General features: G+C 60.9%; 17 protein-coding genes. 10 read left to right on the top strand and 7 right to left on the bottom strand.

The window, feature by feature from the left end:
• Positions 1-37: 37 nt before the first annotated feature.
• Together ACQY47_RS23955 and ACQY47_RS23950 are read left to right on the top strand one after the other, a co-directional pair.
• Positions 38-415 carry a hypothetical protein gene (locus ACQY47_RS23955; RefSeq protein WP_157786505.1) on the top strand — a complete coding sequence of 126 codons (378 nt, stop codon included), beginning with the start codon at positions 38-40 and terminating at the stop codon, positions 413-415.
• A 15-nt stretch (positions 416-430) separates the two neighbouring features.
• Positions 431-1216, top strand: a complete 786-nt coding sequence (locus ACQY47_RS23950) for an outer membrane protein OmpK (RefSeq protein ID WP_017137852.1) — start codon at positions 431-433, stop codon at positions 1214-1216.
• A gap of 108 nt (positions 1217-1324) precedes the next feature.
• Here ACQY47_RS23950 and ACQY47_RS23945 read toward each other — a convergent pair whose 3' ends face one another.
• Both ACQY47_RS23945 and ACQY47_RS23940 read right to left on the bottom strand, forming a co-directional pair.
• On the bottom strand, positions 1325-2455 hold the full coding sequence (locus ACQY47_RS23945; RefSeq protein ID WP_017137853.1) for a patatin-like phospholipase family protein: 1131 nt from the start codon (positions 2453-2455) through the stop codon (positions 1325-1327).
• Positions 2456-2484: 29 nt separating this feature from the next.
• Positions 2485-3420 (bottom strand): lipid A biosynthesis lauroyl acyltransferase, encoded by a 936-nt coding sequence (locus ACQY47_RS23940; protein WP_017137854.1) that lies wholly within the window; start codon positions 3418-3420, stop codon positions 2485-2487.
• A 118-nt stretch (positions 3421-3538) separates the two neighbouring features.
• Between ACQY47_RS23940 and minC the strand changes: the two genes are divergently transcribed.
• From minC to ACQY47_RS23900, 8 genes are all read left to right on the top strand, one after another.
• Positions 3539-4276 carry a septum site-determining protein MinC gene (minC, locus tag ACQY47_RS23935; RefSeq protein WP_017137855.1) on the top strand — a complete coding sequence of 246 codons (738 nt, stop codon included), beginning with the start codon at positions 3539-3541 and terminating at the stop codon, positions 4274-4276.
• A 200-nt stretch (positions 4277-4476) separates the two neighbouring features.
• On the top strand, positions 4477-5289 hold the full coding sequence (minD, locus tag ACQY47_RS23930; protein WP_003209098.1) for a septum site-determining protein MinD: 813 nt from the start codon (positions 4477-4479) through the stop codon (positions 5287-5289).
• A gap of 3 nt (positions 5290-5292) precedes the next feature.
• Positions 5293-5547: a cell division topological specificity factor MinE gene (gene minE / locus ACQY47_RS23925; RefSeq protein ID WP_003175252.1), complete on the top strand. Its 255-nt coding sequence runs from the start codon at positions 5293-5295 to the stop codon at positions 5545-5547.
• Between the two features lie 95 nt (positions 5548-5642).
• A complete protein-coding gene (locus ACQY47_RS23920; RefSeq protein ID WP_099487231.1) occupies positions 5643-6278 on the top strand; it encodes a pseudouridine synthase in 636 nt (211 codons plus the stop codon).
• Between the two features lie 196 nt (positions 6279-6474).
• A complete protein-coding gene (locus ACQY47_RS23915; RefSeq protein ID WP_138451017.1) occupies positions 6475-7764 on the top strand; it encodes a M18 family aminopeptidase in 1290 nt (429 codons plus the stop codon).
• A gap of 183 nt (positions 7765-7947) precedes the next feature.
• Complete coding sequence (locus ACQY47_RS23910; RefSeq protein WP_017137858.1) at positions 7948-8124, top strand: hypothetical protein; 177 nt, start codon at positions 7948-7950, stop codon at positions 8122-8124.
• 72 nt (positions 8125-8196) lie between these two features.
• A complete protein-coding gene (locus tag ACQY47_RS23905) occupies positions 8197-10362 on the top strand; it encodes a mechanosensitive ion channel family protein (protein ID WP_428552454.1) in 2166 nt (721 codons plus the stop codon).
• Positions 10363-10378: 16 nt separating this feature from the next.
• Positions 10379-11725, top strand: a complete 1347-nt coding sequence (locus ACQY47_RS23900; RefSeq protein ID WP_428552451.1) for an amidohydrolase — start codon at positions 10379-10381, stop codon at positions 11723-11725.
• Positions 11726-11874: 149 nt separating this feature from the next.
• On the opposite strand, the gene ACQY47_RS23895 is transcribed toward ACQY47_RS23900, so the two are convergent.
• From ACQY47_RS23895 to ACQY47_RS23875, 5 genes are all read right to left on the bottom strand, one after another.
• On the bottom strand, positions 11875-12099 hold the full coding sequence (locus tag ACQY47_RS23895; protein WP_017137860.1) for an MbtH family protein: 225 nt from the start codon (positions 12097-12099) through the stop codon (positions 11875-11877).
• 82 nt (positions 12100-12181) lie between these two features.
• On the bottom strand, positions 12182-13576 hold the full coding sequence (locus ACQY47_RS23890; RefSeq protein WP_017137861.1) for an aspartate aminotransferase family protein: 1395 nt from the start codon (positions 13574-13576) through the stop codon (positions 12182-12184).
• Between the two features lie 874 nt (positions 13577-14450).
• Complete coding sequence (locus ACQY47_RS23885; protein WP_017134989.1) at positions 14451-15218, bottom strand: N-acetylmuramoyl-L-alanine amidase; 768 nt, start codon at positions 15216-15218, stop codon at positions 14451-14453.
• Positions 15219-15341: 123 nt separating this feature from the next.
• On the bottom strand, positions 15342-16664 hold the full coding sequence (locus ACQY47_RS23880; protein ID WP_017134988.1) for an ATP-binding protein: 1323 nt from the start codon (positions 16662-16664) through the stop codon (positions 15342-15344).
• Positions 16664-17344, bottom strand: coding sequence for a response regulator (locus tag ACQY47_RS23875; RefSeq protein ID WP_017134987.1), 681 nt, complete (start codon positions 17342-17344; stop codon positions 16664-16666). Before ACQY47_RS23875 ends, ACQY47_RS23880 begins: the two co-directional genes overlap by 1 nt.
• Positions 17345-17360: the final 16 nt, after the last annotated feature.

The raw sequence follows: 17360 nt of genomic DNA, 5'->3' as shown, positions 1-17360 counted from the left end.
AAAACAACAAAAATAATAACCAACAGGAAATACCCACATGCACCCTATTCACCTGGGGCCGGCCACAAGCCGCGCCCCATTCTCGCCCCCTGCGCTCTCTAACAGCGCACTTGAGCCAAGGCCTGGGAGCCAGTATTCTCCGCGCCCGCTCGAATCGACTCAAAAAAAAACAGCGAATGTAAAAGCTGACTGCAGGGCCAACTTATCCTGGCCCAATGTCTGCGGCCAACGTGCAGAAAAAAACCTCCGGATTCGACTGCATCAAGTGCAGCCGAAGGCCTTTTATTGGCTTTTTAAACACCTTGGCGCAGCTCTTGCTAAAAGCATTAAAGCTGACCAAACAGACGATTTTTGCAGCGAACCAAAAGGCGCCACACCAGAGCGCCTGCGTAGAAAAACAACCATAAAACTTTGACTCGGGAGCAACCGAATGAAACCTATGTTCAAAGGCCTGATGCTGGCAGGATCCCTGCTGGCCGGCGGCCAAGCCGTGGCAGGCGATTTGTTGCAGTGGCAGAACAACAGCCTGACGTACCTGTGGGGCAAGAACTTCACCGTTAACCCGCAGATCCAGCAAACCGTCACCTTCGAGCACGCCGATGCGTGGAAGTACGGCGACAACTTCCTGTTCGTCGACCGCATCTTTTACAACGGCAAGGAAGACGGCAACGTCGGCCCAAGCACTTACTACGGCGAGTTCAGCCCACGCTTGTCGTTCGGCAAGATCTTCGACAAAGACCTCTCGTTCGGCCCGATCAAAGATGTGCTGCTGGCCTTCACTTACGAGTTCGGCGAAGGCGATAACGAGTCGTACCTGCTGGGCCCGGGCTTTGACCTGAACATCCCTGGCTTCGACTACTTCCAGTTGAACTTCTACCAGCGCCAGACCGAAGGCAACCGCCCGGGCGATGGCGTGTGGCAGATCACGCCGGTGTGGTCGTACACCATTCCCGTGGGCAACTCCAACGTGCTGATCGACGGCTTCATGGACTGGGTAGTGGACAACGACAGGAACGCCCGTGGCACTTACCACGCCAACCTGCACTTCAACCCACAGGTCAAGTACGACTTGGGCAAGGCGCTGCATTGGGGCGAGAAGCAGCTGTATGTCGGCTTCGAATATGACTACTGGAAGAACAAGTACGGGATCGAAGATTCCGGCGCGTTCAAGACTAACCAGGACACGGCGAGCTTCCTGGTCAAGTATCACTTCTAGAGTCTGACGGCGGTCCCCTGTGGGAGCTGGCTTGCCTGCGATAGCGATCTGTCAGCCAACATAGTTGGCACAGGAATACCGCTATCGCAGGCAAGCCAGCTCCCACATTTAGTTCACTGTCAGCCCAAGGAATTTGGACAATTCCTCGCGCTTGGCAAGTGCGTCCTTGCGCCCCAGTTCAATCAACTCGCTGCAATACCCCGCCTCGAACAACAAGTAACTCAACACTCCCGCCCCACTGGTCTTGGTCGCCCCCGGACCGCGCAAGAACAGACGCAACGCCGCCGGCAATTCCTGCCGATGCCGCGCCGCGATTTCATCGATCGGCTGGCTGGGCGCAATCACCAGCACCTCTACCGGCGCCAGCCCAGGCGCAACATGGCTGAATTGGTTCAGACGCTCCAACAGCTCAATATCGCTTTCCAGGCTGTCAATAAACGTGCTGTTAAGCATATGCCCACCAATCTGCGCCAAGGTCGGCTCCTGGCCAGTGTAAGTACGTTGCACCGAAGGTTCATTGCCACGCGGGTTGCCGCTGACGCCCACCACCAGCACCCGGCTGGCCCCCAGGTGCAAGGCCGGGCTGATGGGCGCGGATTGGCGCACGGCACCGTCACCAAAATATTCCTGGTCGAGTTTGACCGGCGCAAACAGCAAGGGGATCGCGGAGCTGGCCAGCAAGTGCTCAACCGTCAGTTGGGTCGGCACACCGATGCGCCGATGGCGCAGCCAGGCATCGATCTTGCCGCCGCCCTGATAGAAGGTCACCGCTTGCCCGGACTCATAACCAAAGGCCGTGACCGCGACTGCATGCAGATGCTTGTTGCGGATCGCCTCATCAATGCCGTGCAGGTGCAGTTTGTCGTTGAGCAAGTCGCGCAACGGCGCACTGTTGAGCAACGCCACCGGCACCTGGGCACCCAGGCCCAACAGGCTATGGATAAAGAAACGGCTGGCCTGGTGCACCACGCCCGGCCAATCGCTGCGCAGCACCAGATGGCTGCGAAAGCCCTGCCAAAAGGCGGTAAGGCGTTGGATGGCCGCGGTAAAATCCGTGGCGCCACTGGCCAGGCTCACCGCATTGATCGCGCCGGCGGAGGTGCCGACAATCACCGGAAAAGGATTCGGCGCCCCCGGCGGCAGCAACTCGGCAATCGCCGCCAGTACGCCCACCTGATACGCCGCTCGCGCCCCGCCACCGGAAAGAATCAAGCCTGTGACCGGTTCAGCTGGGCGCATTGCGTCACTCCCTGGAAGAAAAGTAGCGGTTACCGGCGGCGCGGTTCGTACAGCTTAGCCTCGCCGGGCGGGCGGCTCTTGAAGCGCCGGTGCGTCCACAGGTACTGCTCGGGGCATTCGCGCACCGAGGCTTCGACCCACTGGTTGATGCGTAGGCAGTCAACCTCGTCGCTCTCACCGGGGAAGTCGGTCAGCGGCGGGTGGATCACCAGGCGATAACCGCTGCCATCGGCCAGGCGCTCCTGGGTGAAGGGCATCACCAGCGCCTTGCCCAGCCGCGCAAACTTGCTGGTGGCGGTCACGGTAGCGGCCTGGATGCCGAACAGCGGTACGAAAATACTCTGCTTGGCGCCGTAGTCCTGATCCGGCGCATACCAGATGGCGCGGCCCGAACGCAGCAGCTTGAGCATGCCGCGCACGTCGTCGCGCTCTACCGCCAGGGAATCGAGGTTGTGCCGCTCACGGCCACGGCGCTGGATGAAGTCGAACAGCGGGTTGCCGTGCTCGCGGTACATGCCATCAATGGTGTGCTTCTGCCCGAGCAGGGCCGCGCCAATTTCCAGGGTGGTGAAGTGCAACGCCATCAGGATCACACCCTTGCCATCCAGATGCGCCTGCTTCAAATGCTCAAGCCCTTCGACATGGGCCAGGCGTGCCAGGCGCGATTTGGGCCACCACCAGCTCATGGCCATCTCGAAGAAGGCGATGCCGGTGGACGCGAAGTTTTCCTTGAGCAGCCGTTTACGCTCCTTGGCGGATTTTTCCGGGAAGCACAGCTCGAGGTTGCGCGCGGCGATGCGGCGGCGATCAGCAGCCACACGGTACATGCCGGCACCAAGTAATCGACCAATGGTCAGCAATGCACGGTAGGGCAACTGGGTAATCAGCCACAGCAGGCCGAGTCCCAGCCATAACAGCCAAAAGCGCGGGTGAAAAAATACAGCTCGAAAACGCGGGCGATCCATTACAGATTCCGGTAAAGACAAGGGCCGCGCATTCTACAACGTTCGACTCGGCTTGCGGCCCGTGGTTGTTATCGTTATAAGTCTCGACACTTTTCGTGACAAGCCGCTTTTGCCGACCATGAGCCAAACCGAACCGCTAGACCAAGATCCCGTGTTCCAGCTGAAAGGCAGCATGCTCGCCATCACCGTGCTGGAACTGGCCCGCAACGACCTCGACGCCCTGGACCGCCAGCTCGCCGCCAAGGTCGCCCTGGCGCCGAACTTCTTCAACAATGCCCCGCTGGTACTGGCCCTGGACAAACTCCCGGCCGGCCAAGGCGCGATTGATTTGCCCGGCTTGATGCGCGTCTGCCGCTCCCACGGCTTGCGCACCCTGGCCATACGCGCCAGCCGTATCGAAGACATTGCCGCGGCCATCGCAATTGAACTGCCCGTATTGCCACCCTCCGGTGCCCGCGAGCGCCCGCTCGAACCGCTGGAAGGTGAAGTGAAGAAAAAACCGGAAAAACCGCCGGAACCTGCGGTCAAGCCTACAAAGATCATCACCTCCCCCGTACGCGGCGGGCAGCAGATTTACGCCCAGGGTGGCGATCTGGTGGTGATCTCCTCGGTTAGCCCCGGGGCGGAACTTCTGGCCGATGGCAACATCCATGTATACGGCCCCATGCGCGGACGTGCCCTCGCCGGCATCAAGGGCGATACCAAGGCGCGGATTTTTTGCCAGCAGTTGAGCGCTGAGCTAGTGTCCATCGCAGGCCAGTACAAGGTTTCAGAAGATTTGCGCCGTGATCCGCTGTGGGGGGCCGGGGTGCAGGTCAGCCTGTCGGGCGATGTGTTGAACATCATCCGTCTTTAACGGATACTGCCGCATTTTCCAAGCATCTCTAGACTCTGATAGCAAAGCGAAACCGGCAAGACTTGTGTAGGAATAATTGGAAGTTGGCGTTTCCCTGCGGAAACCACATCTTTTTCCTACAAAGGCTGTCCGCCTGCAGCGAGTTCCAAGAGATGTTTTTCAGGGGCTGAAAAGTCCTTTTTCCTTAGGGGTGAAACACCTTGGCCAAGATTCTCGTGGTTACATCCGGCAAGGGTGGTGTGGGTAAGACCACCACCAGCGCCGCTATCGGTACCGGCCTCGCTCTGCGCGGCCACAAAACAGTCATCGTCGACTTCGACGTCGGTTTGCGTAACCTCGACCTGATCATGGGCTGCGAACGCCGCGTGGTGTACGACTTCGTCAACGTGGTGAACGGCGAAGCCAACCTGCAACAGGCCCTGATCAAGGACAAGCGCCTTGAGAACCTGTACGTGCTGGCCGCCAGCCAGACCCGTGACAAAGACGCGCTGACCAAAGAAGGCGTAGGCAAAGTCCTGGCCGAGCTTAAAGAAACCTTCGAATACGTGGTGTGCGACTCGCCGGCCGGTATCGAAACCGGTGCTCACCTGGCGATGTACTTTGCCGATGAAGCCATCGTCGTCACCAACCCGGAAGTCTCCTCGGTACGTGACTCGGACCGCATGCTCGGCCTGTTGGCCAGCAAGTCCCAGCGTGCCGAAAAAGGTGAAGACCCGATCAAGGAGCACTTGCTGCTCACCCGTTACAACCCTGAGCGCGTCAGCAACGGCGAAATGCTCGGCGTTGAAGACGTGAAGGAAATCCTCGCAGTGACCCTGCTGGGCGTGATCCCCGAATCCCAGGCGGTCCTCAAGGCTTCCAACCAAGGTGTTCCGGTGATTCTTGACGACCAGAGCGACGCCGGCCAGGCGTACAGCGATGCAGTTGATCGCTTGCTGGGCAAGACCGTGGAACATCGCTTCCTCGATGTTAAGAAGAAGGGATTCTTCGAGCGTATCTTTGGAGGCAACTAAATAATGAAATTTCTCGACTTCTTTCGCGCCAACAAAAAGCCAAGTACCGCGTCGGTAGCGAAAGAGCGTCTACAGATCATCGTGGCGCACGAACGCGGCCAACGCAGTACCCCGGACTACCTGCCAGCCTTGCAGAAGGAACTGGTCGAGGTGATCCGCAAGTACGTCAATATCGGCAACGATGACGTGCATGTCGCCCTGGAAAACGACGGCAGCTGCTCGATTCTGGAACTCAATATCACCCTGCCTGATCGTTAATCGAAAAGGCGGCCGCCACGGCGGCTCGATCACCTTGATCCCGTTTGGGAACCGGGTGGCCGAGCCGCCGTTGGCGTTTGTTACGAGGCTGTTTAATGCCGCTGTCCACTATTCATATCCTGCATCAGGACGCCGCCGTCCTGGTGGTGAACAAGCCGACCCTGTTGCTCTCGGTGCCTGGCCGCGCCGATGACAACAAAGACTGCCTGATCACCCGCCTGCAGGAAAACGGCTACCCCGAAGCCCGCATCGTGCATCGCCTGGACTGGGAAACCTCGGGGATCATCCTGCTCGCGCGGGACGCCGACAGTCACCGCGAACTGTCGCGCCAGTTTCATGACCGCGAAACCGAAAAAGCCTACACCGCCTTGGCCTGGGGTCAGCCGGAGCTGGACAGCGGCAGCATTGACCTGCCTTTGCGCTACGACCCGCCGACCAAGCCGCGCCACGTAGTCGACTATGAGTTTGGCAAAAACGCACTGACCTTCTGGAAAGTGCTGGAGCGTTGTGGCGATTGGTGCCGCGTGGAACTCACGCCGATCACCGGGCGTTCGCACCAGTTGCGGGTGCATATGCTGTCGATCGGCCATCCGCTGCTCGGTGATGGCTTGTACGCCCATGAACAAGCCCTGGCCGCCTGGCCACGCCTGTGCCTGCATGCGAGCATGTTGAGCTTTACGCACCCGCAAAGCGGCGAGCGGCTGCGCTTTGAGTGCCCTGCACCTTTTTAAGCTGAAAATACAGTCAAATGTGGGAGCTGGCTTGCCTGCGATAGCGATCTGTCTGTGCCAAATATATTGGCTTACACACCGCTATCGCAGGCAAGCCAGCTCCCACATTGGCCTTGCAGGGTTTTCAAGCGAGTAGCTTCACTTCAAATGTGGAGCCAATACGGTAAACTCCGCGCATTGCTGTCTGGAGCTATTTATGCGCGAAGCGTTGAATCAAGGCCTGATCGACTTCCTCAAGGCCTCCCCTACTCCTTTTCATGCCACTGCCGCCCTCGCCCAGCGCCTGGAAGCGGCCGGTTACCAGCGTCTCGACGAGCGCGAAACCTGGGCCACCGAGGCCAACGGGCGCTATTACGTCACCCGTAACGATTCCTCGATCATCGCCTTCAAGCTCGGTAAGCATGCGCCGCTGCAAGACGGCATCCGTATGGTCGGCGCCCACACCGACAGCCCCTGCCTGCGGGTCAAGCCCCAGCCGGAGCTGCAACGCCAGGGCTTCTGGCAGTTGGGCGTGGAAGTCTACGGCGGCGCGCTGCTGGCGCCGTGGTTCGACCGCGACCTGTCGCTGGCCGGCCGCGTGACCTTCCGCCGCGACGGCAAGGTCGAGAGCCAACTGATCGACTTCAAGTTGCCGATTGCCATCATCCCCAACCTGGCTATTCACCTGAACCGTGAAGCCAACCAGGGCTGGGCGATCAATGCACAGACCGAGCTGCCGCCGATCCTTGCGCAGTTTGCCGGTGACGAGCGGGTGGACTTCCGCGCCGTGCTCACTGAGCAACTCGCCCGCGAACACGGCCTGAACGCCGATGTGGTGCTCGACTACGAGCTGAGTTTCTACGACACGCAAAGCGCTGCGGTGATCGGCCTCAATGGCGATTTCATCGCCGGTGCGCGCCTGGACAACCTGCTGTCGTGCTACGCCGGCCTGCAAGCCTTGCTCACCAGCGAAAACGACGAAACCTGCGTGCTGGTGTGCAACGACCACGAAGAAGTCGGCTCCTGTTCGGCCTGCGGCGCGGATGGCCCGATGCTGGAACAGACCCTGCGCCGTCTTCTACCGGAAGGTGAGGAATTCGTACGCACCATTCAGAAATCACTGTTGGTCTCGGCAGACAATGCCCATGGCGTGCACCCTAACTACGCCGAGAAACACGACGCCAACCACGGCCCCAAACTCAACGCCGGCCCGGTGATCAAGGTCAACAGCAACCAGCGGTACGCCACCAACAGCGAAACCGCCGGGTTCTTCCGCCACCTGTGCATGGCTCAGGAAGTGCCGGTGCAGAGCTTTGTAGTGCGCAGCGACATGGGTTGCGGCTCGACCATCGGCCCGATCACCGCCAGCCACCTGGGCGTGCGCACCGTGGATATCGGCTTGCCGACGTTTGCCATGCACTCGATTCGTGAGCTGTGTGGCAGCCATGATCTGGCGCACCTGGTGAAGGTGTTGGGCGCGTTTTATGCGAGCCGCGATTTGCCCTGAGACCGAGACGCGGCCATCGCGGGCAAGCCAGCTCCCACAGGGAATGTATTCCAATGTGTGGTGTGGGCTTGCCCGCGATGGCTGTTTCACTCACAGCCAACACTATCTGATTCACATCAACACCACTTTGCATAATCCGACCTAGACTTGTCAGTATTCCCACTCCGACAAGGCCGTCGCCCCATGATCTCCATGTCTTCGTTCCACGCCATGCTCATTCCCATCATCATCGGCATGATCTTGCTCGCGACCGGCTTCAACTTTCGCGACAAGCCGGTGGGTGTGTTTGGTATGTGGGTCGGTATGCTGTTGATCCTCGGCACTGTGGTTTACAAGATCCTTGCCAAACTGGCGGAATAACAAATGCACTCGCATTGGGCATAGCGGCCTCGTACACTCGGTCAATTCGTCGTTTTCAAGGTTGACCGCCTCGTGCTTTCCCGTCTCTTTGCCCTGCCCTGCTATTTTCTGATCGCCCTGCTCACGCTGCTGCCCCTTGCGCCAGCGCAAGCCGTGAGCCTGCCCGGCCTGCTGGGCAGCACCAACAAGACCCAGCCTCAGGCCGATGTGCCGCTGGGCCAGTCGCTGGACGAGGTGATCAAGACCCTGGAAAACGACCAGCAGCGCACCCAACTGCTGAGCGACCTGAAGAAGCTGCGCGAAGCCACGCAAAAAGCCCAGCCCGCTGCCGAACAAGGCGTGCTCGGCTTGATCGGCAGCACCCTGGCCGAGCTTGAAGCCCAGTTTTCCGGGGCCGACAGCCCGTTGGGGCGCTGGTCCAACGAGATCGACCTGGCCAAGGAAGAACTCACGGCGCTGATGCTGCCGGCCACCGAATGGCTGCCGATCATTTTCGGTTTTGCCGTGATCCTGGCAGTGTGGAGCCTGCTGGCCGCCGCGCTGATCTGGCTCAGCCACCGTGTGCGTGAACGTTTCGGCCTGCCCGAAGAACTGCCGCAACACCCGCGTACCTGGGACATGGTGCGCTTCGCCCTGCGTAAACTGGGGCCGTGGCTGATTGCGTTGATCATCACGGTTTACCTCAGCTATGCACTGCCTTCGTCCCTGGGCAAATCCCTGGCGATGGTGCTGGCCTATGCGCTGGTGATCGGCACCTGTTTCTCGGCAATCTGCGTGATTGCCTTCTCGGTTCTCGACGGCCCACACCGTCACCGGGCCTTGTATATCCTGCGCCACCAGGCCTTCCGTCCGCTGTGGTGGATCGGCAGTTTTGCCGCCTTCGGTGAAGCCTTGAGCGACCCAAGGCTGGTGGCGGCGCTTGGCCAACATCTGGCCCACACCGCCGCGACCGTCGCCAATGTGATGGCAGCCCTGTCCACCGGCGTGTTTATCCTGCGCTTCCGCCGCCCGATCGCGCACCTGATCCGCAACCAACCGCTGTCGCGCCGCCTTACACGCCGCGCCCTCACCGACACGCTCTCGATCATCGGCTCCTTCTGGTACATCCCGGCGTTGTTGCTGGTGGGCATCTCGCTGTTCGCCACCTTCCTGTCGGCCGGCGACACCAGCACCGCGCTGCGTCAATCGCTGCTGTGCACGGTATTGCTGGTGTTGTGCATGGTGATCAACGGGCTGGTGCGCCGCCATGCGCTCAAGCCGCAACGTGGGCACAAGCGCCACGCGCTGTACTCCGAGCGCCTGAAAAGCTTCGTCTACACCCTGGCCCATCTGGTGGTGTGGCTGGTGTTCATCGAGCTGGGCCTGCGCGTGTGGGGCCTGTCGATGATTCGCTTCACCGAAGGTGACGGCCATGAAGTCAGCGTCAAACTGTTCGGCCTGGGCGGCACGCTGCTGTTTGCCTGGCTGATCTGGATCCTCAGCGACACCGCGATCCATCATGCCCTCACCCGCTCGCGCAAAGGCCTGGCCAATGCGCGTGCGCAGACCATGATGCCGCTGATCCGCAACGTGCTGTTCGTGACCATTTTTATCATCGCCGCCATCGTCGCCCTGGCGAACATGGGCATGAACGTCACACCGCTGCTGGCCGGTGCCGGTGTGATCGGTATCGCCATCGGTTTTGGCGCACAGTCGCTGGTCGCGGACTTGATCACCGGCCTGTTCATCATCATCGAAGACTCCCTGGCGATTGATGACTACGTGGATGTCGGCGGCCACCTCGGCACTGTCGAAGGCCTGACCATCCGCACCGTCCGCCTGCGCGACATCGACGGCATCGTGCACACCATCCCGTTCAGTGAAATCAAGAGCATCAAGAACTACTCGCGGGAGTTCGGCTACGCGATCTTCCGGGTGGCGATCCCCTTCAACATGGAGATCGACGACGCCATCAAGCTGATGCGTGATGTCGGCCAGAAAATGCGCAACGACCCGCTGCAACGCCGCAACATCTGGTCGCCGCTGGAGATTCAAGGTGTGGAAAGCTTTGAGTCCGGCAGCGCGATCCTGCGGGCGCGCTTCAAGACCGCGCCGATCAAGCAGTGGGAAGTGTCGCGGGCGTTCAACCTGTCACTCAAGCGTCATCTGGATGAAGCCGGGCTGGACCTGGCAACACCGCGCTTGAGCGTGCAGGTGGTGACCGCCGGTACGGTGCAGGAGAAAGATCAACAACAATAAACAAGGAGAGGTCTGTATGCGTTTAAACGGTCTGACACACCAATGGGTTTTCGGCATGCTGTGCGGGCTCGCCAGCAGCGCGGTGATTGCCGCCAGCAGCGGCCAGGATGCTGCCCGGGAAGAAATCGCCGCCCAGGCCAAAATCCTCGAACCGGCGTTGCTGCAAACCCGCCGCGATATTCACGCCCACCCCGAGTTGGGCAATACCGAAACCCGCACCGCCGAACTGGTCGCCAAACAACTGCGCGACCTGGGCCTTGACGTCAAAACCGGCGTGGCCCGCACCGGCGTGGTCGCCATCTTGAAAGGCGCGCTGCCCGGCCCGACCGTGGCCCTGCGTGCCGACATGGATGCGCTGCCGGTCAAGGAAGTCGCCGACCTGCCCTTCGCCTCCAAAGCCAAAGGCACTTACCTGGGCAAGGAAGTCGACGTGATGCACGCCTGCGGCCACGATGCTCACACGGCAATCCTACTGAGCACCGCGAAAATCCTCAGCGGCATGCGTGAGCGCCTGCCCGGCACCGTGGTGTTTTATTTCCAGCCGGCCGAAGAAGGCCCGAGCGACTTTATCCCCGACGGCAAAAACACCTGGGGCGCGAAAATGATGGTGCAGGAAGGTGTGATGAAAGCGCCCAAGCCGGACGCGGTGTTCGGCCTGCATGTCTGGGCCGGTGTGCCTGCCGGGCAGATCGCCTATCGGCCCGGCCCGACCCTGGCCAGCTCCGATGACCTGCGCATCAAGATCCTCGGCAAACAGACCCACGCCGGCCGCCCGTGGGACGGCATCGACCCGATCACCGTCGGCGCGCAGACCATTGTCGGTTTGCAGACCGTGGTGAGTCGGCGCACCGACATCTCGTCGTTTCCGTCGGTGGTGAGCATCGGCACCATCAACGGCGGCACCCGCTACAACATCATCCCCGAGTCGGTGGACATGAGCGGCACCATCCGTTCCTACGACTACGGTATTCGCCAGAAACTGCACGCGGACGTGCGCCAGACGGTGGAGAAAATCGCCGAAAGCGGTGGCGCCAAGGCCGAAGTCACGATCATCGAAAAATACGACCCGACCATCAACAACCCGGCACTCACCGAAAAAATGCTGCCAAGCCTGCGTTGGGCAGCCAAGGATGATGTGGTGCAAGGCCCACTGGTGGGCGGCGCCGAGGACTTCTCGTTTTACGCCAAGGAAGCGCCGGGGTTGTTTGTGTTTCTGGGGGTGACGCCGAGGGATCAGGACATGAGCAAAGCGGCGCCGAACCATAATCCGGGGTTCTTTGTGGATGAGTCGGCGTTGGTGGTGGGAGTGCGGACGCTGGCGTCGTTGGCGACGGACTATCTGTATACCAACACAAAGCAGTAGCGAAGCGCTTACTGTGGCGAGCGAGCTTGCTCGCGCTGGACCGGGCTGGCGCTCCAGTGCGAAGCGCTCGCGTTTTTTGGGGCTGCTCCGCAGCCCAGCGGGAGCAAGCTCCCTCGCCACAGAAAGCCCGCTCACAGTGCTCCGACGTGTCAGCCAGCCAGCGCAGCGCCATCCATCTTCTGACGCAGGCTCAACGGGCGCATGTCAGTCCAGACTTCCTCAATGTAAGCCAGGCATTCTTTCTTCAGGCCGCTCTTGCCCACGGTGCGCCAGCCTTCGGGCACCACTTTGTAGTCGGGCCAGATGGAATACTGTTCTTCGTGGTTGACCACTACCTGAAACAGGATGTCGTCGCGGTCAAATACTGAGGTCATTGCTGTTCTCCATCGCTAAAAAACTGGCTGCGCACCACGCGCAGCACTGATATCTGTAGAAACGTACCAGGCCCGCTAAAAATTAGAGGCTGGCGACGGCTGCCACCAGCGCGCGCCCGAAGATCTCGGCCACGCGGTCGACTTCGGCGGCGGTGATCACCAGCGGCGGCAGGAAGCGCACCACGCTGCCGTGCCGGCCGCCCAGCTCCAGGATCAGGCCACGCTTGAGGCATTCGCGTTGCACCAGCGGTGCCAGTTGGCGATGCACCGGCGGGTGGCCCTGGATATCGGGCGTGCCGTTGGGGTCGACCAGCTCAACGCCCAGCATCAGCCCACGCCCACGAATATCGCCCAGGTGCGGGAAGTCGCGCTGCAGGATGCGCAGGTGCTCCGCCAGGCGCTCGCCCATGGCCGCCGCGTGGCCGGCCAGGTCGTGTTCCTTGAGGTAGCGCATCACCGCCGAGCCTGCCGCCATCGCCATTTGATTACCCCGGAAAGTCCCGGCATGCGCGCCCGGCAACCAGGTGTCGAGCCAGTCGCGATACACCACCACCGCCAGCGGCAAGCTGCCGCCAATGGCCTTGGACATCACCACAACGTCCGGGATGATGCCGGCGTGTTCAAAGGCAAACATCTTGCCGGTGCGACCGAAACCGCTCTGGATTTCATCCACGATCAAGGCCACACCGGCCTGCTCGGTGATGCGGCGCAGACCGCGCAACCAGTCGAGATCGGCCGGGATCACACCGCCCTCGCCCTGTACCACCTCGACAATCACCGCCGCCGGCAACAGCACGCCGGCTTCCGGGTCGTTGAGCAGGTTTTCCAGGTAATGCAGGTTGACCCGCACGCCTTCTGCGCCGCCCAGTCCGAATGGGCAGCGGTAGTCATAGGGGTACGGCAAGAATTGCACGCCATTACCCAGCAGAGCGCCCAAGGGCTTTTTCGGCCCCAGGCTGCCCATCAGGCTCAGCGCGCCCTGGCTCATGCCGTGGTAACCGCCCTGGAACGACAGCACCGTGCTGCGACCCGTGGCAGTGCGCACCAGCTTCAGCGCGGCTTCCACCGCGTCAGTGCCGGTGGGGCCGCAAAACTGAATTTTCGCTTCTTGCGCAAGCTTTGCCGGCAGCAGGCCGAACAGGTCCTGGACGAACTGGTCCTTGACCGGCGTAGTGAGGTCGAGCGTATGCAGTGGCAGCTCGTCACTCAGCACCTGCTGGATGGCTGCGATCACCACCGGGTGGTTGTGACCGAGCGCCAAGGTGCCTGCACCGGCCAGGCAGTCGATGAAGCTGCGACCTTCGACGTCTTCCACGTAGATGCCCTTGGCCCGCTTGAGCGCCAGCGGGATACGCCGAGGGTAGCTGCGGGCATTGGACTCTTGCTGGCGCTGGCGGGCCAGCAGTGGGGTTTCTTCGAAGTGGTAGAGCGTTTCCACCGGTGGTGCGTCTTCGATACGGCTGGTAGCGACTGACATCTCTCGATCCCTCAATACGCGGGTGGGGTGACCAAACGGGCGATCCGCGTATGTGCGGATTTCATGTTCTGGAGACGCACCAGCGGTGGGGGGATTTAGGGGGGGTGTGGTTTTTTGATGGGGGGCATATCCGTTATTTAGGTAACGGCGGCCTAGGGTTCCGCCCTTACGGCGGGTCACTTTTGTAAAGACACAAAAGTAACCAAAAAGTCTTCGCCCCAACACTCGGTGCCTCGCTATGGCTCGGCATGCCCGCAATCCGCCAGTGATTTGGGGGGCCGCCGCGATGGGCCATCCTTGGCCCAGCGCGGCTAAACCGGCATCCCTGCCGGTTTACCCCCCAAATCCCTGTCAGATTCCGGCCATCGTGTTTGACGGGGCGATTTCAGATCAAGATCAAAAGCGCAGATCAAAAGACCGCTGACTTCGTCATCGAAAAGGATGTAAGCGCCAGAGCAACAGCAACAGCAAAGCCATGCTCGGTCTAATGTGGGAGCTGGCTTGCCTGCGATGGCATCAACTCTGTGTACCTGACACACCGAGGTGTCTGCATCGCAGGCAAGCCAGCTCCCACAGAAAAGCAGCTCTTCAGTGTATGCGGACCCGCTTTTGCTTTTGATTCAACCACTCAGGTCGGCTTTCAGGCCGCCGTGCTGTAGATCTTGATCTTGATCTGAGACGCCCCGTTAACCACGATGGCCGGAGTGAGGGCACACCGAGCCCAAGCGAGGTGCCGAGTGGTGGGGCACAGACCTTTTGGTTACTTTTGGCTGGGCCGGCATTCCGGGCGTTTGCCAAAAGTGACCCGCTGTAAGAGCGGAACCATAAGCGGCCGTTACCGCAGCAACGGATATGTACCCCACCAAACAACCACTCAAATCCCTCGATAGCGATCATTCAACGCATACAAAATCGCACACGTCTCCCCATCCAGCACCCCGCAATAATCGCGCGGCCGAAAGTGCATCTGAAACGCCCGTGTCCTCCATTCAAACGCCTGCCGGTTCCAGGCCGGTTTATACCCGCACCGCTGAAATGCCCGCTCCACCTCTACTTCCGGCGGCAACCCAAGACAAAACCGTCGCTGGTACATCCTGCGCGTAGTTTCATCAAACCAGGCGCCGATCCCGGCCTCGAACAAGTACCGCCAAGGCAACCGAGGGCCCGGATCACTCTTGCGCCAATACGCCACATCCGAATGCCCGAGCACATCCAGAGGCCCCACCTGCGGATAACGCCCAAGCATGTCGCGAACCAACGCGATCAACGTATCAACCTGCTCCCGGCCATATTCGGGGAAGGTAAAGACCCCGGCATCATCGCGCGCCAAATTGACGATTTCGATGCCGATCGCACGGCTGTTGAGGTTATCCAGCCCGCCCCAATGGCTAACCCCGGCATGCCAGGCCCGTTTGTCCTCGTCCACCAGGCGAAACACCCGCAGTTCGTCATAACCGGCAGCGCCATAGCTGGGCTCATCAGGGTCAGGAAGCAAATAGTGAGCGCTGACGCCACCTTGTGTCAGGGTACGCAAAGACGACGCAAAGGGCGCCGCGGTGTAATGCAGGATCACCTGCCGCACAGCCTCGCCATTGCGTTGATTAAAATCTTTAGCGGGGAAACTGCTGTCGATCACCAACATAAGAACCGTCCTTTTCAATACAGGCTGAGTCATTCAGCCCGTTCAAACGTAAAAAAATTACCGCCATCCTGAAGGGATCAATTTCAGGCTGGCGGTAATTATTCAGTGCTTGAAGAAAAGTCCTCAGCGTCGCAACGGCATCCCCAGATCGACCCGCAGGCCATCCGGTTGGCTGTCGAATTTCAGCGAGCAGGAGCAGCGCTGCACGATGGCCTGCACGATCGCCAGGCCCAAGCCACAACCCTCGCTGCTGCCATTGCGCCAGAAACGTTGGGTCAGGTATTGCAAGTCTTCGGCAGAAATCTGCTTGCCATGGTCGCGCACGCGAAATACCACGGTGTCGGCGCTGGTGAACACGCTCAGCTCAACGCGAGTGTCACCCGGCGTATGGCGCAGCGCGTTATCCAACAGGTTACGCAAGGCCGCTACCGCCAGGGCCACCGGCATTTCCACCGGCGCTTGCGTGAGGTTGTCCGCCAGGATCAGGTCGATGCGGCGGTTATCGCCGGCATTGGCATCCTGAATCGCCAGCCGCGCCACTTGTTCGGCGCTCGATTGCAAGCCATCGTCAAACGAAAGGCTGCCCTCGACCCTCGCCAGCAGCAGCAATTGCTCCAGGGTGCGATGCAAGCGGTCGGCGCCCTCTTCGGCGTGGGCCAGGGACTGGTCGCGGGCGGCGCCGTCGGTCATGCGGGCCACTTGCAGGTGGGTCTTGATCGCCGTCAGCGGGCTGCGCAGTTCGTGGGCGGCATCGCCGGTGAGTCGGCGCTCGCGCTCGATGGTCTTGGCAATGCGCTGCAACAGTTGGTTCTGGGTGTCGAGCAGCGGCTTCAACTCGCTGGGCAGTGGGTGAATCTGCAGCGGTTCGAGGGAGTCGGCACTGCGGCGCATCAGGGCATCGCGCATGCGGTTAAGTGGCAACAGGCTTTGCCCGATGCCCAGCCACAACAGGCACAGGCAGCCCAGCAGGGCTACGCCCACCGGCACCGAGGCCGCCAGCAGGATCGACAGGTTCAGCGCCTCACGCTCCACCTGGCGGTCAGCGGTGGTGATCAGCAGGTCGCCACGGGACAACGTGAAGCTGCGCCAGCCCACACCGTCGATAATCTGGTCGCGAAAGCCACTTTTGCGCGACTCCAGGCCTTCATCCGGGGTCATGTGGCTGCGCGCCAGGATTTCCCCGCGCAGGGAGCTGACCTGGCAGGCCATGCCGCCTGGCACGTTCAGTTGTTCAGTGCGCAAATGCGTAGGCGCGCCACTCACACTGGCCAGGCCCGGCATCTGCTCGGTCAGCCCGGCCACCATGCGCGCCGATGCCACCAGACGCTGGTCGAGGGAAAACATCATCTGGTTGCGCAGATCGTTGAGCATCCAGGCGGCTGCCAGAATCCAGATCAGCACAAAAGCGGCGCCCAACTTGAACGTCAGGCGCAGGCGCAAACTCATCACGACGCGTCCTCTCCCCCATCCGCCGTGCCCAGGCGATAACCGAGGCCGCGCACGGTTTCGACGATGCCGTTGCCCAATTTGCGTCGCAGGTGGTGGATGTGCACGTTGAGAGCGTTGCTTTCCAGTTCGTCGTTGAAGCCGTAGACGCTGTCTTTAAGCTGTTCGCTGGACAGCACACGGCCCTTGTTATGCAACAGGGCTTGCAACAAGGCTTGCTCGCGGCGCGACAGGTCGACCGGCTGGCCGGCCAGGAAGGTCTCGCGGCTGCTGGGGTCGTAGGCCAGTTGGCCATGTTCGATCAGGTTGACCCGGCGCCCCGCCACGCGGCGCAACAGGGTTTGCAGGCGTGCGGCAAGTTCACGCAGGTCGAAGGGTTTGAGCAGGTAGTCGTCGGCACCGGCTTGCAGGCCGTCGACACGGTTGGTGACTGAATCGCGCGCGGTAAGGATCAGCACCGGGATTTCCAGGCCCTGGCTGCGCTGTTGTTGCAACAACTTGAGGCCGTCTTCATCGGGCAGGCCGAGGTCGAGCACCATGATGTCGAACGTGGCGGCCTTGAGCATCGCGCGTGCGGCGGCGGCCGAGGCCACGCGCTCGACGGTAAAGCCCTGGGCGCCAAGCCCGGCCACGATGCCGCTGGCGATCAGTTCGTCGTCTTCACAGACCAGTACGTGCATGGTTAACCCTTCATGA

The sequence above is a fragment of the Pseudomonas edaphica genome, from assembly GCF_965277385.1.
Taxonomy (GTDB): domain Bacteria; phylum Pseudomonadota; class Gammaproteobacteria; order Pseudomonadales; family Pseudomonadaceae; genus Aquipseudomonas; species Aquipseudomonas edaphica.
This window is presented reverse-complemented; position numbering and strand designations above follow the sequence as displayed.